This window comes from Janthinobacterium sp. C22, from assembly GCF_057919405.1.
In genome coordinates this window covers 2,611,510-2,636,351 of record NZ_CP193659.1, presented here as the reverse complement: position 1 = coordinate 2,636,351, position 24,842 = coordinate 2,611,510, and the positions used below count along the sequence as shown (strand labels likewise).

The 24,842-nt window shown below is 64.0% G+C and carries 26 protein-coding genes and 2 pseudogenes; 5 read left to right on the top strand and 23 right to left on the bottom strand.

Translation table 11 applies throughout. The annotated features are described in order from the left end of the window. Positions 1-19: 19 nt before the first annotated feature. The 3 genes and pseudogenes from ACRHIG_RS12205 to ACRHIG_RS12195 all read left to right on the top strand — a co-directional run. A complete protein-coding gene (locus tag ACRHIG_RS12205) occupies positions 20-655 on the top strand; it encodes a DUF3106 domain-containing protein (RefSeq protein WP_489630300.1) in 636 nt (211 codons plus the stop codon). Continuing rightward, positions 645-1,181 carry an RDD family protein gene (locus tag ACRHIG_RS12200; RefSeq protein WP_489630299.1) on the top strand — a complete coding sequence of 179 codons (537 nt, stop codon included), beginning with the start codon at positions 645-647 and terminating at the stop codon, positions 1,179-1,181. Before ACRHIG_RS12205 ends, ACRHIG_RS12200 begins: the two co-directional genes overlap by 11 nt. Positions 1,182-1,306: 125 nt before the next feature. Continuing rightward, positions 1,307-1,720: pseudogene (locus tag ACRHIG_RS12195) on the top strand (group III truncated hemoglobin); the annotation flags it as partial. 87 nt (positions 1,721-1,807) lie between these two features. Here ACRHIG_RS12195 and ACRHIG_RS12190 read toward each other — a convergent pair. The 15 genes from ACRHIG_RS12190 to ACRHIG_RS12120 form a co-directional block, all read right to left on the bottom strand. Continuing rightward, complete coding sequence (locus ACRHIG_RS12190) at positions 1,808-2,566, bottom strand: rRNA pseudouridine synthase (RefSeq protein ID WP_475415405.1); 759 nt, start codon at positions 2,564-2,566, stop codon at positions 1,808-1,810. Positions 2,567-2,743: 177 nt separating this feature from the next. Further along, the gene (locus ACRHIG_RS12185) at positions 2,744-3,661 is read right to left on the bottom strand and encodes a class I SAM-dependent methyltransferase (protein ID WP_489630298.1); all 918 of its coding nucleotides are present in this window, start codon (positions 3,659-3,661) and stop codon (positions 2,744-2,746) included. Next, the gene (gene iscX, locus ACRHIG_RS12180) at positions 3,648-3,842 is read right to left on the bottom strand and encodes a Fe-S cluster assembly protein IscX (protein ID WP_070288776.1); all 195 of its coding nucleotides are present in this window, start codon (positions 3,840-3,842) and stop codon (positions 3,648-3,650) included. The genes ACRHIG_RS12185 and iscX overlap by 14 nt, the downstream gene beginning before the upstream one ends. 1 nt (position 3,843) lies before the next feature. After that, positions 3,844-4,185 (bottom strand): ISC system 2Fe-2S type ferredoxin, encoded by a 342-nt coding sequence (fdx, locus tag ACRHIG_RS12175; RefSeq protein ID WP_070311300.1) that lies wholly within the window; start codon positions 4,183-4,185, stop codon positions 3,844-3,846. A gap of 71 nt (positions 4,186-4,256) precedes the next feature. Continuing rightward, entirely contained in the window at positions 4,257-6,137 is a 1,881-nt protein-coding gene (gene hscA / locus ACRHIG_RS12170; protein ID WP_489630297.1) for a Fe-S protein assembly chaperone HscA, read from the bottom strand. Positions 6,138-6,245: 108 nt separating this feature from the next. Next, positions 6,246-6,761 (bottom strand): Fe-S protein assembly co-chaperone HscB, encoded by a 516-nt coding sequence (hscB, locus tag ACRHIG_RS12165; protein ID WP_489630296.1) that lies wholly within the window; start codon positions 6,759-6,761, stop codon positions 6,246-6,248. A 66-nt stretch (positions 6,762-6,827) separates the two neighbouring features. After that, a complete protein-coding gene (gene iscA, locus ACRHIG_RS12160) occupies positions 6,828-7,148 on the bottom strand; it encodes an iron-sulfur cluster assembly protein IscA (protein ID WP_034750079.1) in 321 nt (106 codons plus the stop codon). A 51-nt stretch (positions 7,149-7,199) separates the two neighbouring features. After that, positions 7,200-7,589 (bottom strand): Fe-S cluster assembly scaffold IscU, encoded by a 390-nt coding sequence (gene iscU / locus ACRHIG_RS12155; protein WP_034779562.1) that lies wholly within the window; start codon positions 7,587-7,589, stop codon positions 7,200-7,202. Positions 7,590-7,644: 55 nt separating this feature from the next. Continuing rightward, positions 7,645-8,901 (bottom strand): IscS subfamily cysteine desulfurase, encoded by a 1,257-nt coding sequence (locus tag ACRHIG_RS12150; RefSeq protein ID WP_070288779.1) that lies wholly within the window; start codon positions 8,899-8,901, stop codon positions 7,645-7,647. Positions 8,902-8,941: 40 nt separating this feature from the next. Then, positions 8,942-9,418, bottom strand: a complete 477-nt coding sequence (gene iscR, locus ACRHIG_RS12145; RefSeq protein WP_034779566.1) for a Fe-S cluster assembly transcriptional regulator IscR — start codon at positions 9,416-9,418, stop codon at positions 8,942-8,944. A gap of 189 nt (positions 9,419-9,607) precedes the next feature. Beyond that, complete coding sequence (ybiA, locus tag ACRHIG_RS12140; RefSeq protein WP_489630295.1) at positions 9,608-10,159, bottom strand: riboflavin biosynthesis intermediates N-glycosidase; 552 nt, start codon at positions 10,157-10,159, stop codon at positions 9,608-9,610. 38 nt (positions 10,160-10,197) lie between these two features. After that, positions 10,198-10,977, bottom strand: a complete 780-nt coding sequence (locus tag ACRHIG_RS12135) for a uracil-DNA glycosylase family protein (protein WP_489630294.1) — start codon at positions 10,975-10,977, stop codon at positions 10,198-10,200. Between the two features lie 136 nt (positions 10,978-11,113). Then, positions 11,114-11,764 (bottom strand): maleylacetoacetate isomerase, encoded by a 651-nt coding sequence (gene maiA, locus ACRHIG_RS12130; protein ID WP_489630293.1) that lies wholly within the window; start codon positions 11,762-11,764, stop codon positions 11,114-11,116. Positions 11,765-11,779: 15 nt separating this feature from the next. Continuing rightward, entirely contained in the window at positions 11,780-12,814 is a 1,035-nt protein-coding gene (locus ACRHIG_RS12125; protein WP_489630292.1) for a fumarylacetoacetate hydrolase family protein, read from the bottom strand. Between the two features lie 48 nt (positions 12,815-12,862). After that, entirely contained in the window at positions 12,863-13,396 is a 534-nt protein-coding gene (locus ACRHIG_RS12120; protein WP_092710160.1) for a VOC family protein, read from the bottom strand. Between the two features lie 126 nt (positions 13,397-13,522). Here ACRHIG_RS12120 and ACRHIG_RS12115 point away from each other — a divergent pair, with 126 nt between their 5' ends. Together ACRHIG_RS12115 and ACRHIG_RS12110 are read left to right on the top strand one after the other, a co-directional pair. Further along, on the top strand, positions 13,523-14,491 hold the full coding sequence (locus tag ACRHIG_RS12115) for a LysR family transcriptional regulator (RefSeq protein ID WP_489630291.1): 969 nt from the start codon (positions 13,523-13,525) through the stop codon (positions 14,489-14,491). A gap of 28 nt (positions 14,492-14,519) precedes the next feature. After that, entirely contained in the window at positions 14,520-15,179 is a 660-nt protein-coding gene (locus ACRHIG_RS12110) for a gamma-glutamylcyclotransferase (protein WP_489630290.1), read from the top strand. On the opposite strand, the gene ACRHIG_RS12105 is transcribed toward ACRHIG_RS12110, so the two are convergent. From ACRHIG_RS12105 to tssE, 8 genes and pseudogenes are all read right to left on the bottom strand, one after another. Beyond that, a complete protein-coding gene (locus tag ACRHIG_RS12105) occupies positions 15,171-16,364 on the bottom strand; it encodes a PA0069 family radical SAM protein (RefSeq protein WP_489630289.1) in 1,194 nt (397 codons plus the stop codon). The two genes, ACRHIG_RS12110 and ACRHIG_RS12105, sit on opposite strands and share 9 nt — an antisense overlap. A gap of 80 nt (positions 16,365-16,444) precedes the next feature. Then, complete coding sequence (locus tag ACRHIG_RS12100; protein WP_489630288.1) at positions 16,445-17,140, bottom strand: tRNA-uridine aminocarboxypropyltransferase; 696 nt, start codon at positions 17,138-17,140, stop codon at positions 16,445-16,447. A 71-nt stretch (positions 17,141-17,211) separates the two neighbouring features. Continuing rightward, positions 17,212-18,957, bottom strand: coding sequence for a methyl-accepting chemotaxis protein (locus ACRHIG_RS12095; RefSeq protein WP_489630287.1), 1,746 nt, complete (start codon positions 18,955-18,957; stop codon positions 17,212-17,214). A 264-nt stretch (positions 18,958-19,221) separates the two neighbouring features. Beyond that, a complete protein-coding gene (locus tag ACRHIG_RS12090; protein WP_475415417.1) occupies positions 19,222-19,734 on the bottom strand; it encodes a lipocalin family protein in 513 nt (170 codons plus the stop codon). A gap of 49 nt (positions 19,735-19,783) precedes the next feature. After that, complete coding sequence (locus tag ACRHIG_RS12085; protein WP_475415418.1) at positions 19,784-20,593, bottom strand: substrate-binding periplasmic protein; 810 nt, start codon at positions 20,591-20,593, stop codon at positions 19,784-19,786. A gap of 95 nt (positions 20,594-20,688) precedes the next feature. Further along, positions 20,689-21,660, bottom strand: coding sequence for a type VI secretion system protein TssA (gene tssA / locus ACRHIG_RS12080; RefSeq protein WP_489630286.1), 972 nt, complete (start codon positions 21,658-21,660; stop codon positions 20,689-20,691). Positions 21,661-21,680: 20 nt separating this feature from the next. Next, positions 21,681-24,321, bottom strand: a pseudogene (gene tssH, locus ACRHIG_RS12075) (type VI secretion system ATPase TssH). Further along, entirely contained in the window at positions 24,318-24,791 is a 474-nt protein-coding gene (tssE, locus tag ACRHIG_RS12070) for a type VI secretion system baseplate subunit TssE (RefSeq protein ID WP_475415421.1), read from the bottom strand. Before tssE ends, tssH begins: the two are co-directional and overlap by 4 nt. Positions 24,792-24,842: the final 51 nt, after the last annotated feature.

Genomic DNA, 24,842 nt, shown 5'->3' with positions numbered 1-24,842 from the left:
CTCCCGCAGCAGCCGCGCCGTGGTGGCGCCGGCCCCGGCCTCAGCCGCCAAGCCCGGCTCACCCCGCACGGCCGGCAAGGGCGGCACGCCACCGAAGGCTGGCGAGAATCCCTCGTGGAACAAGTTGTCGCGCGCGCAGCAGGAAGCCCTGCAGCCGCTGGCGGGCGAGTGGAACAAGCTGGAAGCCTTGCGCAAGCAGAAATGGCTCGATATCGCCAGCCGCTTCGCCTCCATGTCGCCCGACGAGCAAATCCGCGTGCACGAACGCATGCGCGAATGGATCAAGCTGACGCCGGAACAGCGCCGCCTCGTGCGCGAAAACTATACGCGCACGAAGAAGATCGATCCGGGTCAAAAAACCGCGCAATGGGAGCAGTACCAGCAATTGCCGGAAGATCAAAAGAAAAAGCTGGCGACGGAACTCGTGCCGAAAAAACCGCTGGGCAAGGTGCCGGCGATCAATTCGAATACGAGCAAGCCGGCCCCCATCCTGCTCCCCGCCACGCCGCCAGCGCCTGCCGCCGCCGCGCCCGTCCTGCCGCCAGCCGCCACGCCAGCGGCGGCCGTGCCGCTCACGGATCCTGCCGCGGTCCCCGCCACCGTGCCCGTCACGCCACCTGTTACGCCAGCCCCACTACCAACCAATGTCAAATAGCACGCCTGCCGCCAGCATCACCTCCCATCCCACGATCAAGCGCCGCCTGATTTCCATGGTGTACGAGTCGCTGCTGGCCCTGGCCGTGCTCTTTTTACCCTTCCTGCTGTTTGAACTGGCCGTGCAGGGCGCGCATACGCCCATGACGGAACACATGCGCCAATGCCTGGCCTTCCTCGTCATGGGCGCGTATTTCATCCATCAATGGAGCCGCGAAGGGCAAACCCTGGCCATGAAGACGTGGCGCCTGAAAGTCGTGCTGCCGGGCCACGCCCACGTGCCGCTGCGGGTGGCCGCCTACCGCTACATGCTGTCATGGATGTGGCTGCTGCCGGCCCTGCTGGTGTCGTATGCATTCGGCCTGCAGCACTGGACAGCGCTGGGCGCCATCGGCGCGGGCATCCTGGCCTGGTCGGCCACGGCCCTGTTCACGGGCAATGGACAATTCCTGCACGACAAGCTGGCGGGCACGCAGATCGTGCAATTGCCGGCCCCCGCGAAAAAGTCGAAGAAAGTCGCCGCCTGAGTTTTTATGCGGCTTGACCTGCGTCATTGAAGCGCCACGGGGGCTCTGCGATCATGGCGTGCCATGAATAATACCGCCCCCTCCCCCACACACGTTTCGCTCCCTACCGCGAGGAAGTCTGCAGCGAAGACGAAGTCAAGCACCTCGTCCATACCTTTTATGCGGCCGCGCGCGAAGACGCCATGCTGGGTCCCATCTTTGCCGCCGAGGTCAAGGATTGGGACGCCCATCTGGCAACATTGGTCGATTTCTGGTCTGGCTTGCTGCGCGGCACCATGCGCTACCACGGCAAGCCGCTGGCCCAGCACGCGAACATGGAAAACCTGACGCCATGCATGTTCCGCCGCTGGCTGACCCTGTTCTTCGCCACCACCGAAAGCATGGGCAATGCAGCCTTGCAAGAAAAGGCCGACACCATCGCCTTGAATATTGCCGAACGGCTATGGAAAAGCTTTGCGGAAAACCACGCGAACAAATGCAGCCCGCAGCAAACAGCCAGCCTCACGACGCCTGAGAAAACCGTAGCGAGCGGAAGCTAGTTGTGGCTAAGAAGCGCAACTGTACTCTAGTACAGTGAGCATCGCAGGCCGCAAATAGCGACGCGCAGTAGGTTTGCTCAGGCGTTCCTAGAATCGCTCGTAACCCTGCAAGTAACGCCATTGTCCCACGGGCATGGCGCCCATCGGGATGCGGCCGATGCGCAGGCGCTTCATGGCGACGACGTCCAGTCCCACCATCTTGCACATATGGGCGATCTGGCCCGGCTGCACGTTTTTCAGGGCGAAACGCAGGCGCGTCTCGTTCTGCCAGCTCACCTTGATCGGCGGCAAAGGCTTGCCATTGAAGGGCAGGCCGTGATTCAGCAGCGCCAAGCCGTTTTCCATGATATCACCCGACACTTCCACGATGAATTCCTGCTCCACCGTCTTCGCTTCATCGACGAGCTTGCGGGCCACGCGGAAATCCTGCGTGAACACGAGCAAGCCGGAAGCCATGGTTTCCAGCGGATTGGTGATGGTCAGGCCGATCAAATGGCGCTTGAGGAAGCGCGTGACGGAGCTGGGCGCCACGTTCTCCGGCGTGAAAATCTCTTCGGGACGCAAACAGCTCAATGCGGGTTTGCCCTCGCTGCCGATACCGCCATGGATGCCGGCCGGCTTGTGCAGCAGAATCGTCACGGGCGGCATTTCATCGAGGGTGGCGTTCGGCAACAGCACCACTTCCTGATTATCCGCCACGCGCGCGCCCGATTCCTCCACCAGCACGCCATCGACCGTGACCCAGCCGCCCTCGATATACAGCTCGGCCTCGCGGCGCGAGCAGGGCACGTCTTCGGACAGGCGCTTGGCCAGGCGGACGGTGGGCATTTCGTGTGGTGTGGTCATGGGGAGGCGCAAAAGCAAGAGGAGGAGAAAGCCGGTATTGTAACCGACCCGCTCCTCCTCTTTTGCGGTGCGCGCTGCTGATTGTCGGATTACGCTGCGCTAATCCGACCTACCCGACCTATCCGACCATGTGCGGTTTTGTAGGTTGGCTTAGCGGCTAGCCGCGTAAGCCAACAATCAGGCTTGCGCCTTGGCCAATTCCTCGGCAAAGAAACGGTGGCCCATCTCTTCCAGGCCCAGGGTCTGCAGCACTTCCTGCAGGCGTTCCGTCGGACGCTGGCGCGGCAGGTTTTTGTAGCTGGCGATGATCAGTTCATTCTTCATCGAATGCTCCCAGCCCACCAGCTCCGTCACGCTGACCTGGTAGCCGTGCGCTTCCAGCTGCAGACAGCGCAGCACGTTGGTGATCTGGCTGCCGAACTCGCGCGTGTGCAGCGGGTGGCGCCACAATTCCGTCAAGACGTTCTTGCCCAGGCTCTTGCCCTTGTTCTTCTTCAGGATGGAAGCGACTTCCGCCTGGCAACATGGCACCAGCACCATGAATTTCGCCTTTTTCTTCAGGGCGAAGTGGATGGCGTCGTCCGTCGCCGTGTTGCACGCATGCAAGGCCGTGACGATGTCGATCTGCTGCGGCAGCAAGTTCGATTCCGTCGATTCGGCCACGGACAGGGGTAAAAACGACATGCCGGGGAACTTGAACTTCTTCGCCAGCTCTTGCGAACGCTGCACCAGCTCTTCGCGCGTCTCGATGCCGTAGATGTGCGAACCGTCGTTGCCGTTCTTGAAGAACAGGTCGTACAGGATGAAGCCCAGGTAGGACTTGCCGGCGCCGTGGTCGACCAAGGATACGCCGGGATGGTCGAGTTGCACCTCGCGCAGCAGCGGCTCGATGAATTGCGTCAGGTGGTAGACCTGCTTGAGCTTGCGGCGGCTGTCCTGGTTCATCTTGCCGTCGCGCGTCAGGATGTGCAATTCCTGCAGCAAGGCGACCGACTGGCCATCCTTGATCTCGGGCATGTTGCTGGCGGCCGTGATAACGTCTTTCGGCGCAGCGGCTGCGGTGGCGGCGGGTGCCGCGCCCTTAGCGCGCTTCATCGATCCACGCCATCTGTATCGCTTCGAGCACTTTTTCGCCGCCGCGCGTGTGGTCATCGTCGAAGCCGTCCAGTTCCACCACCCAGTTGTGCAGGTCGGTGAATCGCACGGTCAGCGGGTCGATGTCCGGATGCGCGTCGAACAACGCCTCGGCGATCGCGTGTATGTCGGACCATTTCATCTTAGTGACTGCCTTCGCTGACCTGGTTGATCGTGTATTTCGGGATTTCGACGACGAGGTCGGCCTCGGCCACGATGGACTGGCACGACAGGCGCGACACGGCTTCCAGGCCCCAGGCCTTGTCCAGCATGTCTTCTTCCAGTTCCGTCGCTTCGTTCAGGGATTCGATGCCTTCGCGCACCAGCACGTGGCAGGTGGTGCAGGCGCACGATTTTTCGCAGGCGTGCTCGATGTCGATGTCGTTTTCCAGCAGGATGTCGCAGATGGACTTGCCGCTTGGTGCTTCGATGACGGCGCCGTCCGGGCAAAGCTTGGCGTGCGGCAGGATAACGATTTGTGGCATGGTTTCTTCTTTCAGTCTGTCATTCGGGGCGCGGCCGCGGCGAGTGCCTGCGGCGCGCATGTCAATTATCTTTAAACCACCTGGTCCAGCGTTTTGCCGGTCAGCGCCGTGCGCACGCTGCGGTCCATGCGGCGCGAGGCGAAATCCTCGGTGCCGTCGGCCAGCGCCTCGATCGCCAGTTTTAATGCCTGGTGGTCGATGGCGCCGCTTTGCGATTGCGCAATGGCGTCGCGCACCTTCTGCATCAGGCCATCCACGGCTGCGCGTTCGGCGTCGTCGAGCAAGCCGCCGTCTTCGTCCAGCGCCGACTGCGTGGCCAGCAGGATGCGTTCCGCTTCCACCTGCTCTTCGCGCAGCGCGCGCGCCACCATGTCGGTGTCGGCGGAGGTGTACGAATCCTGCAGCATGCGGGCGATGTCGTCGTCGCCCAGGCCGTAGGCGGGCTTGACGCTGATCGACGCTTCCACGCCCGAGCGCAGTTCGCGCGCCGAGACGGACAGCAAGCCGTCCGCATCGACCTGGTAGGTGATGCGGATGCGCGCGGCGCCCGCCACCATCGGCGGAATGCCGCGCAATTCAAAACGCGCCAGCGAGCGGCAATCGCTCACCAGTTCGCGCTCGCCCTGCAGCACGTGCACGGCCAGGGCCGTCTGGCCATCTTTAAAAGTCGTAAATTCCTGGGCGCGCGCGCACGGTATCGTCGAATTGCGGGGGATGATCTTTTCCACCAGGCCGCCCATGGTTTCGATGCCGAGCGACAGCGGGATCACGTCCAGCAGCAGCCAGTCGTCGCCGGCGGCGCGGTTGCCGGCCAGCAAGTTCGCCTGGATGGCCGCGCCCAGCGCCACCACCTTATCGGGGTCGATATTCGCGTGCGGCGTCGTGTGGAAGAATTCGCTCACGGCGCGCTGCACGTGCGGCATGCGCGTGGCGCCGCCCACCATCACCACGCCGTCGACGTCGTCCGCATCCACGTTCGCGTCGCGCAGGGCTTTCTTGATGGCGTTCATGGTCTTGGCCACCAGATGCTGCGTCATGGCGGCAAAGTCGGCCGCCGTGATGCGCAGGTGGATTTCTTCGCCCGAGTTCAGCTTGGCGTCGATCGTCGTTTCCGGCTTGGTCGACAGCAATTCCTTGATCTCGCGCGCCTTTACCATCAGGATGGCCGTGTCTTCGTCCGACAGCGGCGCCAGCTTGGCGTGTTCGCTGATCCAGCAGAACAGGCGGCGGTCGAAATCGTCGCCGCCCAGGGCCGAGTCGCCGCCCGTGGACAGCACTTCGAAGACGCCCTTGCTCAGCTTCAGGATCGAGATATCGAAGGTGCCGCCGCCCAGGTCATACACGGCGTACACGCCTTCGGACGCGTTATCGAGGCCATACGCGATGGCGGCGGCCGTCGGCTCGCTCAGCAGGCGCAAGACATTGATGCCGGCCAGCTGGGCCGCATCTTTCGTCGCCTGGCGCTGCGCATCGTCGAAATACGCTGGGACGGTAATCACGGCGCCCACCAGGTCGTCGCCCAGCGAGTCTTCCGCGCGCTGGCGCAGGGTGGCGAGGATTTGCGCCGACACTTCGACGGGGCTTTTCACGCCGGCCACGGTTTTCAGCTGCACCATGCCAGGCGTATCCTGGAAGTCGTAGGGCAGGTTTTCCGCGTAGGCGATGTCGGCCAGGCCGCGGCCCATGAAGCGTTTGACGGAGACGATGGTGTTCTTCGGGTCGGTGGTCTGTGCGGCCAGGGCCTTGTAGCCGATGTTGGCGTGGCCGTTCGGCAGGTAGCGCACGACGGACGGCAGCAGGGAGTGCCCTTCTTCGTCGTTGAGCACCTCGGGAATGCTGTTGCGCACGGTCGCGACCAGGGAATTGGTGGTGCCAAGGTCGATGCCGACGGCCAGACGGTGCTGGTGCGGCGCGGTCGACATGCCTGGTTCGGAAATTTGCAGAAGTGCCATTGTATTCGTGCCTCGATTAATTTTTTGCGTGATGCAGCTGATGCCTGGTGCGCATTATAAGACGCGCGCCAGACTGGCGCTTGGCACGCCGGTCAAGCTATCCGGCGATCAAACCTCGATCGCCTCATAGGCAAAACGGACTTCCTCGCCGAATTTGTCGAGGAACATCAGGGCGCGCACGCTTTGCGCGGCATTCACATAGTCGCCGCCATCGAGCTGGGTCGCCACCTGGGCCAGCAGGGCCTTGCGTTCGCCGCGCAGCTGGCGGTCCAGGGCGTCGAGCGCCTCGGCATCCTTGCCCGCGCGCGCATCGCCCAGTTCCTCGCGCCATTCCATCTGCTGCATCAGGAAGCTGACGGGCATGGCCGTGTTCGATTCCGTCTGTAGATCGACGCCATTCAGTTCGCACAGGTATTGCGCGCGCTTTTGCGGGCTTTTCAGGGTTTGATAGGCTTCATTGGCGCGCGTGGCCCATTGCATCGCCACGCGCTTCTCGGCGCTGCTGGCGTTGATGAAACGGTCCGGGTGGACCTTGCCCTGCACGTCGCGGTAGGCCGCGTCGAGCGCGCTCATGTCGAGCCCGAACTGCGCCGGCAACTGGAATAATTCGAAGTGGTTTTGCATAATTGTCAGTGGTCGCTGTACCGCAATCGATGGGTACAGCGCACCGACCGGGGTCTTGCCAGCTGTTTAAATCCTGAAGGACTCGCCGCAGCCGCAGGCGTCTTTTTCGTTCGGATTGTGGAACTTGAAGCCTTCGTTCAAGCCTTCGCGCGCGAAATCGAGTTCCGTGCCGTCGATGTAAGGCAGGCTTTTCGGATCGACGAAGACTTTCACGCCGTGCGATTCGAAGACGCTGTCTTCGGCCGCCGCTTCATCGACATATTCGAGCTTGTAGGCCAGGCCCGAGCAGCCCGTGGTGCGCACGCCGAAGCGCAGGCCCATGCCCTTGCCGCGCCGTTCGATATAACGGTTGATGTGTTTCGCCGCTTTTTCGGTCAGTGTGATCATGTATTTCTCCGCGCCCGCCCCGCGCCTTGCGGCGCCGGGCAGGATGCAAACTTAGGCCGCAGCCGGATGGCGGGTCTGGTAGTCCAATACTGCCGCCTTGATGGCGTCTTCCGCCAGGATGGAGCAGTGGATCTTCACTGGCGGCAGGGCCAGTTCTTCGGCGATCTGCGTATTCTTGATGGCCAGCGCCTGGTCCAGGGTCTTGCCCTTGACCCATTCGGTCACCAGCGAGCTCGATGCGATGGCCGAACCGCAGCCGTAGGTCTTGAATTTCGCATCTTCGATCAGGCCGTCGGCGCCGACCTTGATCTGCAGTTTCATCACGTCGCCGCAGGCAGGCGCGCCCACCATGCCGGTGCCGATGGTTTCATCACCCTTGTCGAAAGCGCCCACGTTGCGCGGGTTTTCGTAGTGATCGAGTACTTTGTCCGAGTAAGCCATTTTGATGCTCCTTTAATATTCTTGCCGGCCCCGTCAACAGGGGCCACGGTGTTGGTTAGTGGGCTGCCCATTGGATGGAGTTAATATCGATTCCCTCTTTGAACATGTCCCACAGCGGCGACAGTTCGCGCAGCTTGTGTACTTTCGATTTCAGCAGGTTCACGGCGAAGTCGATGTCTTCCTCGGTCGAGAAGCGGCCGATGGTGAAGCGGATCGAGCTGTGCGCCAGTTCGTCGCTGCGGCCCAGGGCGCGCAGCACGTACGATGGTTCCAGGCTGGCCGAGGTGCAGGCCGAACCGGACGACACGGCGATATCCTTGATCGCCATGATCAGCGACTCGCCTTCGACGTAGTTGAAGCTCACGTTCAGGTTGTGCGGCACGCGGTGATCCATGTCGCCGTTGATGTAGACTTCTTCGATCTCCTGCAGGCCCTTGGCCAGGCGGTCGCGCAAAGCCTTGATGCGGCCGATTTCGCTGTCCATTTCTTCCTTGGCGATGCGGAAGCTCTCGCCCATGCCCACGATCTGGTGCGTCGGCAGGGTGCCCGAGCGCAGGCCGCGCTCATGGCCGCCACCGTGCATCTGCGCTTCCAGGCGCACGCGCGGCTTGCGGCAGACGTACAGGGCGCCCACGCCTTTCGGGCCGTAGGTTTTGTGCGCCGTGAAGGTCATCAGATCGACCTTGGTCTTTTGCAGGTCGATGACGACCTTGCCCGTCGCTTGCGCGGCGTCGCAATGGAAGATGATGCCTTTCGAGCGGCAGAACACGCCGATCTCGTCGATCGGCTGGATCACGCCGATTTCGTTGTTCACCAGCATCACAGACACGAGGATGGTGTCCGGGCGCACGGCCGCGGCCAGCTGCTCGACGGTGATCAGGCCGTTGTCCTGCGGTTCCAGGTACGTCGCTTCGAAGCCGATGCGTTCCAGTTCGCGCACCGTATCGAGCACCGATTTATGCTCGGTCTTGACGGTGATGATGTGCTTGCCCTTGGTCTTGTAGAACTGCGCAGCGCCCTTGATGGCCAGGTTGTTGCTTTCCGTCGCGCCGGAGGTCCAGATGATTTCGCGCGGATCGGCGTTCACCAGGGCCGCCACGTGGCCGCGTGCCTCTTCCACGGCTTTTTCCGCCGTCCAGCCGTACATGTGGCTGCGCGAGGCCGGATTGCCGAACTGCTCGCGCAGGTAGGGAATCATCTTGTCGGCGACGCGTGGATCGATCGGCGTGGTGGCCGAGTAATCCATGTAGATCGGGAAATGCGGTGCGGTTTCAAAGTGCACTTGGCCTACGTTTTTTTCTGGGGCGTTCATCAATAACTCCTGCAATCAGCAACTTGGTATTTTGTTATGTTCAACCGAGGGCGGCGTGGTTACGGTGCATCACCATCACGCTTTGTTCGGCAATCTTTTGTCTCTGCTGGTCGACCAGGTCCTGCAAGGACACAGAATCCAGATAATCGACCATTTTTTCGTTGAGCGTGGACCACAATTCATGCGTCATGCAGCGCGCCCCCGTGGCCGCGTCGGCGCCGTGGCAATGTTCCTTGCCGCCGCACTGCGTGGCATCGAGCGGCTCGTCGACGGCAATGATGATGTCGGCCACCGTCACCTTGTCGGCACGGCGCGCCAGGCTGTAGCCGCCGCCGGGACCGCGGATCGATTCGACGATCTCATGGCGGCGCAGCTTGCCGAACAGCTGCTCCAGGTAGGACAGGGAAATCGACTGGCGCTGGCTGATGCCGGACAAGGTGACCGGTCCCTTGCCCTGGCGCAGGGCAAGATCGATCATCGCTGTCACGGCAAAACGGCCTTTTGTAGTCAGACGCATACATCCTCTGGTCAACTGGTTTAAAATATTGCGGGTTTTCAACTTCTCAAACCCCGAGTAGTTGAATGATTTAGTCAAGTATAACAAATTCGGCGGGGTTTGTCAGAGCGCCCCTCGATGACCACAGGGCTGGAAGGGGCATGGCCGGCCGCGCCAGGCGCGGCGGCATCAGGAAAACAACAATACTGCTCAGGCACGCAGAGCGCTACGTACTTTCATTAACTCAAACCCCAGCAGGTTCAAGCCGTCCCAGCGGGCCGGATCGCCGATGCGCGGATTGTCCGACGCCAGGCCCACGCCCCAGATGCGGTCGACGGGACTGGCTTCGACGATGACGCGCTCGCCCGTGCCCAGCAAGAACTTGCGCAGCGCGGCTTTTTGCGAGAACTTGGCGAAGTTGCCATCGAAGACGATGCCCGCGCGCGCCGCTTCCCACACCCTGGCGTCAAAATTGGCCACTTCGCGCCCCAGCTTCTTGACTTCCGACGGCCGCCCGGCCGCCACGATGCGCGCCTGCACGGCGGTATCGCCAAACAGGGCCGCCTTTTGCGCCATCATGTAGTGCTCGGCCGTGGCGTACGTCACGCCAGCGAGGCTGAACGGCGACGGAAACCACTGGCTGAAGCAGCTTTTGTCGGGCACCTGCGGCTGCGCCGGCGTGTGGCCCCAGAAATACAGATAGTCGGGCTCGCCGCCCGCCGCGATCCACGCCTTCAATTCTTCCACGTTACTGATTTGCATATTCCCCGCACTTCCGCCAGACAGGCGATGATTCAAGCTCAAGCACGCAACAGCTGCATCGGGCCAAACAGGGCCTGCATGTCGCTGTTGCCGATAAAGGACAGATTATACGGATGTTCCGCCGTCACCTGCGGCAAGGCTGCGGCCACCGGCAAGCGTTTGATGAGCTCGGCAATCTTGCCCCACAAGACCAGTTGCGGCAAGGCCGCCCCGCCCTGCTGCGCCAGCGCTTCCAGCACCACCTGCAGGAAGGGCAGCCAGCCGCGCGCATCCTGCACGGGCGGCACGTGGGCACGGAATACCAGCGCCGCGTTGAGCAACAAGAAACCCTGCTCCGTCATCTTGCGCTGCAAGTCGGGCAGGGTCTGGATCACGCCGCTGCCCGGCAGCTGCGCGGCCGCCGCCACGGGCGCCATGGCCACGCCGGAAGTATCTCCGCCCAGCAGTTGGCCATCGGCCACCAGCAGCATCTTCATGAAGTTGCGCAGGGAGGTGGCGCGGTTGACGGGCTTCGACAGGCCCGTCGCCGACCACAGGCTGCCGACGGCGCCATCCATGAAGCACACGCCCGTGGCGCTGTCGGCGCGCGGATACGGTCCCTCGCCCACCAGCACGTAGCGCACCTGCGCCAGCGGCAGGGCAAAGGCGGCGAACAGCCGGCCCTGCGTGGGCAGGTAATCGTCGGCGGCCAGCGCCGGCAGGTAGGCGGGATCGGCCGCCATCACGGCGTGCAAGCCGCGCAGCAGGATGGGACGCCAGGAAGCATGCGCCAGGGACAGGGCATCGGTGATGCTGGCAGGAACGGTTGTTGCGGTCATGGCGCCTCAGTAAAATATTTGGGCAAACGCAAATTGTAGCCTAACGGCAAGCGGGTATTGACTGCCCAAATCAAGCACACATAAAAAAACCCCGCCTGTTGCCCGGCGGGGTGTTCTGGCTCGCGCCTTATAAAAGCTATTCGGCGTCAGGCTGCTGCGAGGGATGCGCGGCGGCAAACGCCGGCAAGGCGACGCAGTGCGCATGGATGCGCGCCACGCGCGGGTACGGCGCCAGGTCGATGGCGAAGCGCTGCGCATTGAATACCTGCGGCACCAGGCAGCAGTCGGCCATCGTCGGGCTGTCGCCATGGCAGAACAGGCCCGTTCCGGCCGGGTCGCCCTGCGCCAGCAGCGCTTCCACGGCCGCCAGTCCCTCGGCCATCCAGTGGCGGTACCATTCCTGCTTGGCCTCGTCCGACAGCCCCAGGGTGTTTTTCAGGTATTTCAGCACGCGCAGATTCGTCAGCGGATGGGCGTCGCAGGCGATCGCCAGCGCCAGCGCGCGCACGCGGGCGCGTCCCAGCGCGTCCGCGGGCAGCAGCGGCACGGCTGGCCGCGTCTCATCGAGGTATTCGAGCATGGCCAGCGACTGCGTCAGGATGGCGCCCTCGACGTCGAGCGCCGGCACCAGCGCCGACGGATTGACGGCGCGGTAGGCCGGCAGCAGCTGCTGGCCGCCGTCCTGCAGCAGGTGCACCGGGATGCTGTCGTAATCGATGCCCTTCAAATTCAAGGCGATGCGCACGCGGTAGGCGGCCGAACTGCGGAAATAGGTGTACAGCTTCATGGCGCGGCCTCCCCCTCAGGCGCGGCCGGCGCTGTTGCCAACATACAGCGCGACCGTCTGCTCGATGCTGCCGAAGATGCTGGCGCCGGCCGCGTCGCGCATCTCGATGCGCACCGTGTCGCCGAACTTCAGGTACGCCGTTTTTGGCGCGCCGTGTTCGATGGTTTCATACATGCGCACTTCGGCCAGGCAGCAGTAACCCACGCCGCCGTTCTCGATGCTGGAACCGAACAGGTTGCCCTGCTTGTTCGACACGGTGCCGGAGCCGACGATACTGCCGGCGCCCAGTTCGCGCGTCTTCGCCGCATGGGCGACGAGCTGCGCAAAATTGAAGGTCATGTCTTCGCCCGCATTTGGTTTACCGAACGGCTTGTCGTTCAGGTCCACCAGCAGCGGCAGGTGCAGCTTGCTGTCCGCCCAGTCGGCCCCCAGTTCATCGGGCGTGACGGCGACGGGCGAAAACGCGCTGGCCGCCTTCGACTGGAAGAAACCGAAGCCCTTGGCCAGTTCGCCCGGGATCAGGTTGCGCAAGGAGACATCGTTGACCAGCATCACCAGGCGGATCGCTCGCGCCGCGTCGTCCACGCCGGCGCCCATGGCCACGTCGCCCGTGATGACGGCCACTTCCGCTTCCAGGTCGATGCCCCACTCTTCCGACAGGGCGAAGATGGGATCGCGCGGGCCGATGAAGCTGTCGGAGCCGCCCTGGTACATCAGCGGGTCCGTGTAGAACGAGGCCGGCACTTCCGCGTTGCGCGCCTTGCGCACCAGTTCCACGTGGTTGATGTAGGCGGAACCGTCGGCCCACTGGTAGGCGCGCGGCAGCGGCGAGTGGCACAGATTGGCGTCAAACGGCTGCGCGTCCGGCGCCCGGCCCGCGTTCAGGTCGGCGTAGGCTTGTTCCAGCTTCGGCGCCACGGCGTCCCAGTTGTCGAGCGCCGCCTGCAGGGTGGGAGCGATGGCGGCCACGCGCTGGTACTGGCGCAGGTCGCGGCTGACGAGGATCAGGGCGCCGTCGCGGCTGCCGTTTTTCAGGGTTGCGAGTTTCATGGTATTCCTTGTTAGGCGTAGGGTTCAGATGGATGCCGTGTGCGGCGCTCAGGCGTCGGCTGGCGCATGCATCCAGGCGGCGTGCTTCGGTGCGCGGCGCGTCTGCGACCATTCTTCCAGCATTTCCCATTTGACGGCGTCCAGTTTGGCCATCATCTCGGGCGTGCCCACGTTGGCCGCCAGTTCCAGGCGGTGGCCGTTCGGGTCGAAGAAATAGATCGACTGGAAGATGGCGTGATTGACGGGGCCCAGCACCTCGATGCCGCCGGCCACCAGGCGCTCCTTGGCGGCCAGCAGTTCTTCCATGCTGCCCACTTCCAGCGCCAGGTGCTGCACCCAGGCCGGGGTATTGCGGTCGCGGTCCATCGGCGGCTGCGTCGGCAGCTCGAAGAAGGCCAGCACATTGCCCTGGCCCGCGTCGAGGAAGACGTGCATGTACGGGTCCGGCGCCTTGGTCGACGGCACCAGATCCTCGGCGATGGCGAGGACGAAATTCATGTTCAAATGCTTGACGTACCACTCGACGGTTTTCTTCGCGTCGATGCAGCGGTAGGCAACGTGGTGGATTTGCTTGATCTTCATGTGCTTGTCTCCAATGGATGGCGCCCGGGGCGCGATGGCTGGCCTGTTTTTCAGCTTTTCACCATTAGAATCGAGTTACAGCTATCATACAAACAATTTTTAACCATTGATTTATCGGATTATCTTATGAGTCCCAGCCTGCGGCAAATGCGCGCCTTCGTGGCGCTGGCCAAGACCGGCAGTTTTACCCTGGCCGCCGAATACCTGCACGTGACGCAATCGGCCTTGAGCGGCTTGATCAAGGAACTGGAAAGCGTGCTGGGCGTGCGCGTGGTCGAGCGCAGCACGCGCAAGACGCAGCTGTCGGAAATCGGCCGCGAACTGTATCCGCTGTTTGAAAAGATGATCGAGGACCTCGACGGCGCCATGGCCGGCATCGCCCAGCGCAAGGCCCTGAAGACCGGCCTGGTGCGCATCGCCGCGCCGCAGATGATGGCCTGCACCCTGCTGCCGGAAGTGATCGCCGCCTACCGCCAGGCGCACCCGGACGTACAATTGCGCCTGGTCGACTGTCCCGTGGAAAACGTGTCGGCGCGCGTCTTCAGCGGCGAAGTCGATTTCGGCATCGGCCCCGAGCGCGATCCGACGGCGGAAATCGCAGCGCAAGTGCTGTTCGAAATGCCCTTCGTGCTGGTCTTCCCCGAGCAGCATCCGCTGCAACAGAAAGAGCGCGTGACCTGGGCCGACGTGGGCGACTACCCGTTCATTTCGCTGCAGGGGCAGTTCACGGAGCGTTTGCTGCGCGACATGCACGGCGCGTTTCGCGAGCTGTCGCTCAACCCCTACAATGAAGTGACCTTCATGACGACGGCGCTGGCCATGGTCAGCGCCAATCTGGGCATCACGGTCTGCCTGCCCTACGCGGAGCCGATGGTCAAACTCTACAAATTGCAGATGCGCACCCTGCACGAGCCGGAACTGACGCGGCGCTTTTTCGTCTACACGAAGACGGGCCGTTCGCTGTCGCCGGCGGCCGAAAGCTTCATGGCCTTCCTGTTCCGCTTCGTCGAGACGCACGAGTGGAATGTGGGCGCGGGCGGGCCCGCAGCCCGCGACACGCTGCCGGCCGGCGGCCCGGCCGGCGCCCCTTTATAATGGCGCATCGCCCCTTGCCGCTAACGCCATGACCCAGCCTGACCAGCACGACCTGTCGCCCACCGACGCCGCCACCATCGCCATCAACCAGCGCATGAACAAATTCGACGGCCATGCGCAGGTCTGGCTGTTCGGCTATGGCTCGCTGATCTACAAGGCCGATTTCCCCTATATCGAACGGCGTCCCGCCAGCATCGCAGGCTGGACGCGGCGCTTCTGGCAAGGTTCGCACGACCACCGGGGCACGCCGATGGCGCCGGGCCGGGTCGCCACCATCGTGCCGCAGGCGGGCGCCGTGTGCGACGGCATGGCGTATCTGATCACGCCCGAAGTCTTCGCCCACCTCGACCACCGCGAAAAGAACGGCTACCTGCGCCTGGCCACCGAGATCACCTTCGACGATGGCAGCAAGGCCGAAGGCCTGGTGTACATCGCCAACGAGGAAAACGCCGCCTTCCTCGGTGCCGCATCGGAACTGGATATCGCGCGCCAGATCGCCCGATCAAACGGTCCCAGCGGTCCGAACAGCGAATACCTGCTGCACCTGGCCAGCGCCCTGCGCGAACTGGGCAAGAGCGATCCGCATGTCTTTGCCATCGAGCAACATCTGGCGCAGCTCCAGGCACATAGCCAGGACAGCGCCGCGGCACACCCCTGCGGCATCAGCACTGACGCTGGTTTAACTTAAAACAGATCCAGCTGCCCCGCATTGCCTTTTTACGTTTGCGCCCAGCGGCGGCACCACCAGCGGGCGGCGGAACTGCGTGCAATCGAGCTGCTTGAAGCGCCCGCCCTTGCCATGCAGCCCCAGCCGATGCACGGCCTTTTCAAAGCGCTGACGGATGAGATCGGCCCACACGCCTTCGCCCCGCATGCGCGCGCCGAACGCGCTGTCGTAGTCCTTGCCGCCACGCATTTCGCGCACGCGGTTCATCACCCGCTGAGCCCGCTCCGGGAAGTGCGCCTCCAGCCATTGCTGGAACAATGGACTCACTTCCCACGGCAGGCGCAGCACCACGTAATGGGCGTGGATGGCGCCCGCGTCGCGCACGGCTTCGAGCAGCTGCTCGATTTCCGGCTCCGTCACGAAAGGAATGATGGGCGCGATGCTCACGCCCACGGGAATGCCCGCCTCCGTCAGGGTGCGGATGGTGCGCAATCGCCGCGCCGGTGCGGCCGCGCGCGGTTCCAGGGTGCGCGCGATAGCCGGGTCGAGCGTCGTGACAGTGACGGCCACGGCCGCCAGGCGCCTGGCCGCCATGGGCGCCAGGATGTCGATATCGCGCTCGATCAGCGACGATTTCGTGATCAGCGCCACGGGATGATCGCACTCGTGCAGCACTTCCAGCACGCGCCGCGTCAACTGCCGTTCCCGTTCGCAGGGCTGATACGCATCCGTATTGACGCCCAGGGCGATCGGTTCGGGCACATACGACGGCTTGGCCAGTTCACGCCGCAACAGTTCGGGGGCGTTCACCTTGGCGTAGATGCGGCTTTCGAAGTCCAGGCCCGGCGACAGGCCCAGGTAGCTGTGCGTGGGACGCGCAAAGCAATATATACAGCCATGTTCGCAACCCCGGTACGGGTTCAGCGACACGTTGAACGGCAAATCGGGCGAAGCGTTGCGCGTGAGGATGGTGCGCGCCTGCTCGTCGCTGACCTGCGTCTTCCAGGTCGGCGTGCTCTCCTCCCCGCCTGGCTCATCCAGGCCGCCCACGCTCCAGCCATCGTCGAAACCGGCGCGCGCATGCGTCTCGTGGCGCCCCTGCAGGTTCGAGACGGCCCCGCGCCCCTTGTGCGCTTTCAGCGATTGCGGCGGCAACATGGCTTGCCCGGCGAAGCTGTCATCGTGCTCTGGAATGATTGCTTTCATGAACGGCCCCATCAACTGTATATACGTACAGTATACTATGCCGCTGTGCGGCCAAGATCAAGGGCTGCCGTGCTGTCGTTTCAAGCTTTTTCGCCATGCAGCATGACATAACTCAACTGCTGCGCGACAAAGCCGTCGAATGCCGCGATCAGGGGAACGAAGCGGGGGACATCCTGCTCCAACTGCATCAGGGCATAACACGTCGCTTCCAGGGTCGATAACTGGTCTGGCGCGTGCGCCTTGCGGATCAGATAATGGGAGGCGGGCGTATCGCGCAGCGGCAGGCGCGGCAGCTGTTGCAACGAAGGATTCAGGTACAGCATCTTGCGGCTCTTGCGCCAGGTGGCATCGAGCACCACCAGCCGCAATTGGGTCGCCAACCGGGCGGGATCGAGCAAGATGGCGGGGTCGAGCGCTGGCGGCGGCGCGATGCCCAGCGAACGGTCGCCGGGCGTATCCGGATACAGCAGCACATTGTGCTTGCCGGCCAGCAGTTCAGCGAGGTCTACCGGGTCAAACTGTTCGCCCGTCAGCAGGCGGCTGTTGGGCAAGCTCAGGTGCAGCAAGCGGGCGCTGCCCTTGGCGTTGTGGACTTCCAGCGGATGCTGGAGGATCAGCACTTCCACGGCGTGGGCAACGGGAGCGATCCAGCGGCAGATGCAGCTGGCTGCGGCGCGCTGGCAGACCGGGCAGCGGGCGCGTTTGGCCGGTTCAGCCAGGGTGGACGATGCAGAGGGGTGGCTAAAGGTATGGCTGGAGGTACGGCGGGTGGTCATGGCGGAGCGCGTTCGCGGCTGTCTTCAAGCCGCGATTGTAGCGCCCACGCCATGCCACGGGGACTCTGCGCTTAAAACTCTTCCCATTCGTCGGCGCCGGACGCCACTGGCGCCTTCGGCGTGCGTGCGCGCACAGCGTCCGCTGGCACGGCCTTGCCCGGCGTGGGCGCGGCCACGGCTGGTGCCGGCGCCCGCCGCGTGGCGGGCCGCGTCGCGGCGGTGATTGGCGCAGACGCCGTCACAAACGGAGCAGCACTGGCGGAAACATAGCGCTGCGTGGCATCGAGCTTGAACACGCCCACCACGTCGGCCAGCTTGGCCGCCTGTTCCTGCATGGATTCGGCTGCGGCGGCCGCTTCTTCCACCAGGGCCGCGTTTTGCTGCGTCACCTGGTCCATCTGGCCGATGGCCTGGTTGACTTGCTCGATGCCGGCGCGCTGTTCATCGCTGGCGTCGGTGATCTGGTTCATGATCTGCGTCACATGGCTGATGCTCTGCACGATTTCATCCATGGTGCGGCCCGCCTTGTCCACCAGTTGCGAACCGGCCTCGACCTTTTGCACGGAATCGTCGATCAAGCCCTTGATCTCCTTGGCCGCGGCGCTCGAGCGCTGCGCCAGGTTGCGCACCTCGGAGGCCACGACTGCAAAACCACGGCCCTGCTCGCCGGCCCGGGCCGCTTCCACGGCCGCGTTCAGGGCCAGGATATTCGTCTGGAAGGCGATGGCGTCGATGACGCTGATGATGTCGACGATCTTGCGCGAGGAATCGTTGATCGAGCCCATGGTACTGACTACTTCCGATACCACCACCCCGCCCTTGCTGGCGATCTGCGAGGCGTCGATGGCCAGCTGGTTGGCGCTGCGCGCATTGTCGGCATTGAGTTTCACGGTGGAAGTGAGCTCTTCCATGGATGACGCCGTCTCTTCCAGCGAACTGGCCTGCTCTTCCGTGCGGGACGACAAATCCAGGTTGCCGGCCGCAATTTCGCTCGACGCCGTGCTGATGGATTCAGTGCCGGCGCGCACCTGGCCGACAATACTGACCAGTTTATCGTTCATATTTTTCAGCGCGTGCATCAGCTGCCCCGTCTCATCGCGGCTTTCCACCACGATATGGCTGGTCAGGTCGCCAGCGGAAACGGCTTGCGCCACCTCGACGGCGCGCGTGATGGGACGCGTGATCGAGCGCGTGATCCAGTACGCGCAGGCGATGCCCAGCAAGATGGCAACCACGCCCAGCGAGATCAGCAGCAAGCGGCCGTTTTCGTAGCGCGAACGGATTTGCGCGGCCGTTTCATCGAGCAATTTGGCTTCCAGCAATTCCAGCTTCTTCAGCGCCGCCAGGTAGACGTCGCGCTTGGCGGCCATGTCGCCTTCGTACAGGCGCTTGCCCAGTTCCAGGTCGCCCGCATTCTTGGCCTTGAACACATTCTTGCGCACTTCCGTGTAGGCCTTGCGCGTGCTCAGCACCTCCTGGTACAGCGATTGCTCTTCAGCGTTCAGCTCGCTCTTGCCGATCGCGTCCTGGATTTCCGTGGCACGCGATGACGAGACCGCCATTTCCTTTTCAAACTGCTTCTGGTGTTCGGGATCGCTGACTTTCCAGGCGGCCGCCGTGCGCGCCGCGTTCACCTCGATGACCTTGGTCCATTCACCGATCAGGCGCTCGTTGCGCACCTTGACGTTGACGAGCGCATCGGTTTCCTTGCTGGCGCTTTGCATCTGCACGATGCCCACCACGGTCAGGGTCGTCAACAGGAGCAGGACGGCAGCGAAACCGCCACCGAGTCGTACGCCGATTTTGAGGTTTTTCATTGCGTGATTCCTATCTGAAGAAAACAATGCACAGACGCCACGAAACCGACTTACTGCTACAAATCACTATAGCAGGCATCCGCCGTGCGGCAATCACGAGCGGCGACGCAACGGTAGGCGCGTCACCAGAATGGCAGCACGCCGCAGCGCACCACTTTGGAGCAGATTGTGAGTGAATCAGGATGGTATTGCAAGAAATAACATGCAGAAAAGCAACAACCAGAAGGTGCTTTGCCGCCACGAACGGGCGGCAGGCAAGCAAGGTCAGTTTTGCTTCACGTAGATCAATTTTGACGTATCGAAACCCAGCCCCCGTGCTTTCTCGATCAGGCGCTGCTGCAAGGCAGGATCCATGCTGGGCGTGCGCGACAGCAACCAGAAGTAGGACTTGTCGGGGCCGCTGATCATGGAATAGCTGTATTCTTGCTGGTCCAAATCAAACACGATATAGGCACCATAGAAGGGGCCGAAAAACGACACCTTCAGGTAACCCACGTCTTTCTTGTCGACGAAATACGCCTTGCCTTCCGCTTCCTTCCACTTCGCGTCCGCATCCTGGTAGCCCCGGTTGAGCACTTTCAGGCCGCCATCCTGGCGCAGGCTGTAGTCGGCCGTCACATGGCTCAGGCCCCGTTCGAACGAATGGTCGAGGCGCGCGATCTCGTACCATTTGCCCAGATAGCGGGTCGTGTCGAAGTTGCTGACAGGTACAATATTCTCGGGCCGGCCCACGCAGCCGGCCAGCACGAGCACACACAGGAACAACAGTTTTTTCATGGTCTTCTCCAACGAATGAAATCAAGGTAGCAGCCTCTGGGCAGCAAGGTCAGGGCAGCAACGCGCGGTCGACGATGCGGCGGATCGCGCCACTGGCTTGCATGCGCACAATGGCGGCATTGAATTGTTCGATAAAATCATCGCGGTACGGGTAGGCGGCGGGCCGGCGCTCCGTCACACCCAGGTGCCCCTGCTGGCTGGCCAGCTGCGCGGTTTCCTGTATCGCCTGGATCGCCTGCACCGGCGTGCCCGGCGCACCCTCGCGCCGGATGCGCTGCAATTCCCACTGCGCCGACAGGCGGTCGCTGACATAGCAATCGATACGCCCGCGTATCAGCTTGAGCAGATTCGTGCGCGTGCCCTTGGCCGTATCGAACACGATGTTGGCCGCTTGCAGGGCTGCCGTCTGCTTCGCATCGCCCAGCAAAAAACCCGCGTTCACGCCGATGTGCAGGCCGCCGTAATCGGCGGGCCACTGCCGCAGCGCGCGTTTCGCCAGCACGTCCTGGTTGCACAGCACCACCAGCTGCTCCATCAGCAGCGGCACGGAATAGCGCACGTACGGCCGCTCACTGCGCCACGAATACGGCGGATACAGGGCAAACGCCTCGCCCGTCTGCAGCATCAGCACGCCCCGTTTCCAGGGCACGGGGCGCAGCTGCACCGCGTATTGCGGCATCGATTGCACGGCTTCGCGCACGATCTCCGTGTAGATGCCCTTCAGCCGGCCGTTCTCGACGTAGGAGTACGGCGGATAATCGTCGTCGCCATAGATCACCAGCGGCGTCGCACCCTCGGCCCGCGCGCCGGCGGCGATGAACAGGCATAGCGCGGCAGGCAGGATGAGCATTCTGGACATGCCGGAAGATTAGCATGGAAGCGCGCAAACCGATCATCCGTTCGCGCCGTTCGTGCCCAACATCTCGTCGAGCTGCGCCAGGGTGCTTGAATCCTTCACGACGGCGCGCAGCCACAGGTGCAGCGGCAGCTCGCCCCAGCTGGCGGCCTTGTCGGCCAGGTAGGCGACGGGGCTGTGCGGCTCCGTGCGGCGGAAGAAATCGGCCACCTGGCGCAGCTGGGCCAGCGCCTGCTGGCGCTGCACGATGGCGCCCCCGCCTGCACCTGCGTCAGCGCCCTGACCGGCGGCCGGCGCGCCGGCAAGGTCCGCGCCAGGCGACAGCGGCGCGATGAAATGAATGGCGTTTTCCAGCGCTTCGCGCGCGGCGCGAAAACTCGGGCCATCGACGCCGAAGCGCGCATCGACGCTGCGCTCGAAGGCCAGCAGCGACTGCATGCAGTATTGGGCATCGGCCAGCAAGGCGTCGGAAAAGGCGCGCGTGTTCCTTTGCCGCGCCGCCTCCATCTGCGCCAGGGTCCCCCTTCGTCGTGGCGCGCATCGCCCCAGCCCTGATCGGCTGCGCCCTGCGCCAGGCTGGCGGCCGCGCGCTGGCGCGCCGCATCGAAATCCTGCAGCGAGAACAGGCCATCGCTGCCTTCGGTCAGCGGGATCTCGCGCAGCAGCTGCGGCGTGCGCGAGAGCAGCCAGAAGACGTTGCCGATGCGCTGTTCCTGGTCGCCCTCTTCCGCCGGCGGATACAAGCCATCCCAATAGCGCTCGCACAGGCCGGCCAGCAGCGCGTAGCCGTCGCCCAAGCCGCGGAAATGGCGCGTTTTCGCGTGCGCCTCGGCCAGCCACACGGCCACGCGCAAATCCTTGCTGTGCGTGGCGATCAGCTGTTCGCAGCGCGTCGCCACGAAAGGCCAGTCGGCTTCCTTCAGCGCCGTCACCCACTCGCCCTGGTCCAGGCTCGGGTCGTCGTACTGGCGCGCGCGCGCGATGGCGTCGAGCTCCTGGCTGAAGGTGATGTCTTCGCCGCAGGGGCTGACGGCGCTGACGGGGTGCAGCAACTGCTCCAGGTTGAACATGGCGCTCTCCGGAAGGTGGATTATCGGATCGTGTACTTGAATTGCCCCTGCTTGCTGGCAGTGACGCGTATCGACGCGACCGGCTCGCCTGCGGCCATACGCGCCAGCACCGCTTCGGCGATGGCCGGCAGCAGGCTGCCGTTCAGAATTTGATCGACATTGCGCGCGCCCGAATCGACCTCGGTGCAGCGCGCAAGCACGGCGTCGACCAGGCCCGCGTCATGGCTGAATTGCGCCTGGTGGTTGCGCGCGATGCGCGCGCCTATCCTCGCCAGCTTCAGGGCGATGATCTCGGCCAGCACGGCGTCGTTCAGGGGATAGAACGGCAGCACCTTCAGGCGGCCCAGCAGGGCCGGCTTGAAGTGCGCCACCAGCTGCGGGCGCACCAGTTCTTCCAGCGCGGCCGGCGTGGGCAAATCTTGCGCTGTGCGGTTCAGGCAGGCGGCCATCATGGCGCCCGACCCCAGGTTCGAGGTGGCGATGATGATGGTGTTGCGAAAATCGACTTCGCGTCCTTCCGCGTCATCGAGCACGCCCTTGTCGAAGACCTGGAAGAACAGTTCGAGCACGTCGGGATGGGCTTTTTCCGCCTCGTCGAGCAGCACCACGCTGTAGGGCTGGCGCCTTACGGCTTCCGTCAGCACGCCGCCCTCGCCATAGCCGACATAGCCGGGCGGCGAGCCTTTCAGGCCGGCCACGCTGTGCGCCTCCTGGTATTCGCTCATGTTGATGGTAATGAGCTTGCGCTCGCCGCCATACAGCAGATCGGCCAGCGCCAGCGCCGTCTCCGTCTTGCCCGTGCCGGACGGCCCCGTAAACAAAAACACGGCTTGCGGCTTGTTCGGGTCGTCCAGGCTGGCGCGCGCCGTGCGCACGCGCTGCGCCACCGCGTCGATGACGTGGTCCTGTCCCAGCACCCGTTCGCGCAGCGCGCCATCCAGGGCCAGCACCGTGCGGATCTCGTCCTTGAGCATTTTGCCCAGCGGGATGCCGGTCCAGGCGGCGACGATGCCGGCCACCACCTGGGCGTCGACTTCCAGCGGCGACAACGGTGCTTCTCCTGCAGGGCCGCCAGTTCTTCCTTCAGCGCCAGCAGGCGCGCCGCGCCCACTTCGCCAGGCCGCTCGCCGCGCAGCTGCGCGCGCAAGTCGCCGATCTGCGCCACCAGCGTTTTTTCACGCTCCCAGCGCTGCGCCAGCGCCGCGACCGCCGCCTGGCCTTCGTCATGTTCGCGCCGCAGCTGCGCCAGGCGCGCGGCGCCGGCCTTGCCGGGCGCTTCGCCATCGGCCGCCTCGCGGCTCAAGGCGGCGATTTCCGCGCCGATGCGCTCCTGCCGCCGGTGTGCGTTTTCCAGCTGTGCCGGCGTGGCGCGCTGGCCCAGCGCCACCTTGGCGCACGCCGTATCGAGCACGCCGATGGCTTTGTCCGGCAACTGGCGCCCGCTGATGTAGCGGTGCGACAGGCGCACCGCCTCGACGATGGCGGCGTCGCGAACGCGGATGCCGAAATGGCGTTCCATCAGCGGCGCCATGGCGCGCAGCATGGCGCAGGCGATGTCTTCGCCCGGTTCTTCCACCTTGACCACCTGGAAGCGCCGCGCCAGCGCCGCATCCTTTTCAAAATATTTTTGTACTCGCTCCAGGTGGTGGCGGCGATCGTGCGCAGGGCGCCGCGCGCCAGCGCCGGTTTCAGCAGATTGGCCGCATCGTTCTGCCCCGCCTGGCCGCCGGCGCCGATCATCGTGTGCGCCTCGTCGATGAAGAGGATGACCGGGTGCGGGCTTTTCGCCACCTCGTCGATGACATTTTTCAGGCGGCTTTCGAATTCTCCCTTCACGCTGGCGCCGGCCTGCAGCAAGCCCATGTCGAGCGCGTGGATGTGCGCGCCCTGCAGCACCTCGGGCACGTCGCCGGCGGCGATGCGCAGGGCCAGGCCTTCCACCACGGCCGTCTTGCCCACGCCCGCCTCGCCCGTGAGTATCGGATTGTTCTGCCGGCGGCGCAGCAGGATGTCGACGGCCTGGCGTATCTCCGCCTCGCGGCCGATCACGGGATCGAGCTTGCCGTCGCGCGCCAGCTGCGTCAGGTCGGTGGTGAACTGGTCCAGCGCCGGGGTTTTGCTGGCCAGGCTAGCAACAGGATCATCACCGGTGTCGGAAAGCCGCGGCACTGCCGCGCTTTCCTCCTCGCCGGAGCCGGCCGTCAGTTTATCCGGATGATGCTTCAATTGCTCGACGCTGAAGCGGGCGAACAGCTTCGAGCCGCGGTACGCGAGCTGCGACAGTTCCGGCTCCGTCAGCAGCGCCAGCAGCAGATGGCGGCTGCGGATGGGCCCCGGCTGCGCCGTATCGAGCGAGGCGACCAGCCAGGCATGTTCGAACAGCAGCGGCAAGTGCGGTGAAAACACGGGCGTGCGCGCGCTGCCCGTGCGGAAGCCGCCGATTTCGCGGCGCAGGTCCGCCTCCAGCGCCGTCAGGCTGATTTCGCTGCGCCGCGCGATGGTGACGAAATCGCTGCGCTCCTGTTCCAGCAGCGCCAGGAACAGGTGTTCGATATCGACTTCATACTGGCCCAGTCCCACGCAGATGGCGGCGGCGCGGGTGGCGGCCGTGCGTGACGTGTCATTCAGTTTGGCGATCAGGGTTTTGAGGTTATTGCTCATGCGGCGGCTCCCTTGCGGTTGATCGAATAGCGCAGCGACGATGGCTGCAGCACGGCGTCGAAATTGACCGTCTCGCCGCCGGCCATCACGGCCAGGGTGCCGCTGATGACGAAGCCGACGCGGTTGATGGCGCCCGCTTCACGCTCCAGGCGGGCGCGCACGTTGCGCAGGCGCGGCTCGTGGCGTTCGATGGCCCCCTTCAGCGCGGCGCAGATGCGGGCGCGGTCATCGCTGCTGGACAGGCACATGCCGGCGAAATCGATCAGGCCATAGTTGACGATGGACGCCGCGCATTCCGGATAGGCGTCGAGCGCGCCGGGCGGCAGGGCCACGCGCGTGTTGAGCAGTTCCTCCAGGTCGCGCGCCACCGCATCCTTCAATTGATCGAGCGACAGGCGCGCCGCCACGCCGCCCGCCGCACCGCCGTCGCCCATCAGGCGGTCGAACAGGCCAGGTACATAACTGTCCATGCGCTCTCCTGAAAAGTCGGCGCGGCGCGGGCGAAGGTGGCCGCCGCGCGC

Bases quoted from the DNA above. Each gene is read 5' to 3' on its own strand.
- hscA (WP_489630297.1), bottom strand. From the start codon at position 6,137: ATGGCACTTCTGCAAATTTCCGAACCAGGCATGTCGACCGCGCCGCAC.
- hscB (WP_489630296.1), bottom strand. From the start codon at position 6,761: ATGCAAAACCACTTCGAATTATTCCAGTTGCCGGCGCAGTTCGGGCTC.
- ACRHIG_RS12135 (WP_489630294.1), bottom strand. From the start codon at position 10,977: ATGACCGCAACAACCGTTCCTGCCAGCATCACCGATGCCCTGTCCCTG.
- tssA (WP_489630286.1), bottom strand. From the start codon at position 21,660: ATGTTCAACCTGGAGCAGTTGCTGCACCCCGTCAGCGCCGTCAGCCCC.
- ACRHIG_RS12190 (WP_475415405.1), bottom strand. From the start codon at position 2,566: ATGACCACACCACACGAAATGCCCACCGTCCGCCTGGCCAAGCGCCTG.
- ACRHIG_RS12095 (WP_489630287.1), bottom strand. From the start codon at position 18,957: ATGAAAAACCTCAAAATCGGCGTACGACTCGGTGGCGGTTTCGCTGCC.
- iscX (WP_070288776.1), bottom strand. From the start codon at position 3,842: ATGAAATGGTCCGACATACACGCGATCGCCGAGGCGTTGTTCGACGCG.
- maiA (WP_489630293.1), bottom strand. From the start codon at position 11,764: ATGAAGCTGTACACCTATTTCCGCAGTTCGGCCGCCTACCGCGTGCGC.
- ACRHIG_RS12185 (WP_489630298.1), bottom strand. From the start codon at position 3,661: ATGAAGCGCGCTAAGGGCGCGGCACCCGCCGCCACCGCAGCCGCTGCG.
- iscR (WP_034779566.1), bottom strand. From the start codon at position 9,418: ATGCGTCTGACTACAAAAGGCCGTTTTGCCGTGACAGCGATGATCGAT.
- ACRHIG_RS12085 (WP_475415418.1), bottom strand. From the start codon at position 20,593: ATGTCCAGAATGCTCATCCTGCCTGCCGCGCTATGCCTGTTCATCGCC.
- fdx (WP_070311300.1), bottom strand. From the start codon at position 4,185: ATGCCACAAATCGTTATCCTGCCGCACGCCAAGCTTTGCCCGGACGGC.
- iscU (WP_034779562.1), bottom strand. From the start codon at position 7,589: ATGGCTTACTCGGACAAAGTACTCGATCACTACGAAAACCCGCGCAAC.
- ACRHIG_RS12120 (WP_092710160.1), bottom strand. From the start codon at position 13,396: ATGAAGATCAAGCAAATCCACCACGTTGCCTACCGCTGCATCGACGCG.
- ACRHIG_RS12115 (WP_489630291.1), top strand. From the start codon at position 13,523: ATGAGTCCCAGCCTGCGGCAAATGCGCGCCTTCGTGGCGCTGGCCAAG.
- iscA (WP_034750079.1), bottom strand. From the start codon at position 7,148: ATGATCACACTGACCGAAAAAGCGGCGAAACACATCAACCGTTATATC.
- ACRHIG_RS12150 (WP_070288779.1), bottom strand. From the start codon at position 8,901: ATGAACGCCCCAGAAAAAAACGTAGGCCAAGTGCACTTTGAAACCGCA.
- ACRHIG_RS12110 (WP_489630290.1), top strand. From the start codon at position 14,520: ATGACCCAGCCTGACCAGCACGACCTGTCGCCCACCGACGCCGCCACC.
- ACRHIG_RS12100 (WP_489630288.1), bottom strand. From the start codon at position 17,140: ATGACCACCCGCCGTACCTCCAGCCATACCTTTAGCCACCCCTCTGCA.
- ybiA (WP_489630295.1), bottom strand. From the start codon at position 10,159: ATGCAAATCAGTAACGTGGAAGAATTGAAGGCGTGGATCGCGGCGGGC.
- ACRHIG_RS12105 (WP_489630289.1), bottom strand. From the start codon at position 16,364: ATGAAAGCAATCATTCCAGAGCACGATGACAGCTTCGCCGGGCAAGCC.
- ACRHIG_RS12090 (WP_475415417.1), bottom strand. From the start codon at position 19,734: ATGAAAAAACTGTTGTTCCTGTGTGTGCTCGTGCTGGCCGGCTGCGTG.
- ACRHIG_RS12125 (WP_489630292.1), bottom strand. From the start codon at position 12,814: ATGAAACTCGCAACCCTGAAAAACGGCAGCCGCGACGGCGCCCTGATC.
- ACRHIG_RS12200 (WP_489630299.1), top strand. From the start codon at position 645: ATGTCAAATAGCACGCCTGCCGCCAGCATCACCTCCCATCCCACGATC.
- tssE (WP_475415421.1), bottom strand. From the start codon at position 24,791: ATGGACAGTTATGTACCTGGCCTGTTCGACCGCCTGATGGGCGACGGC.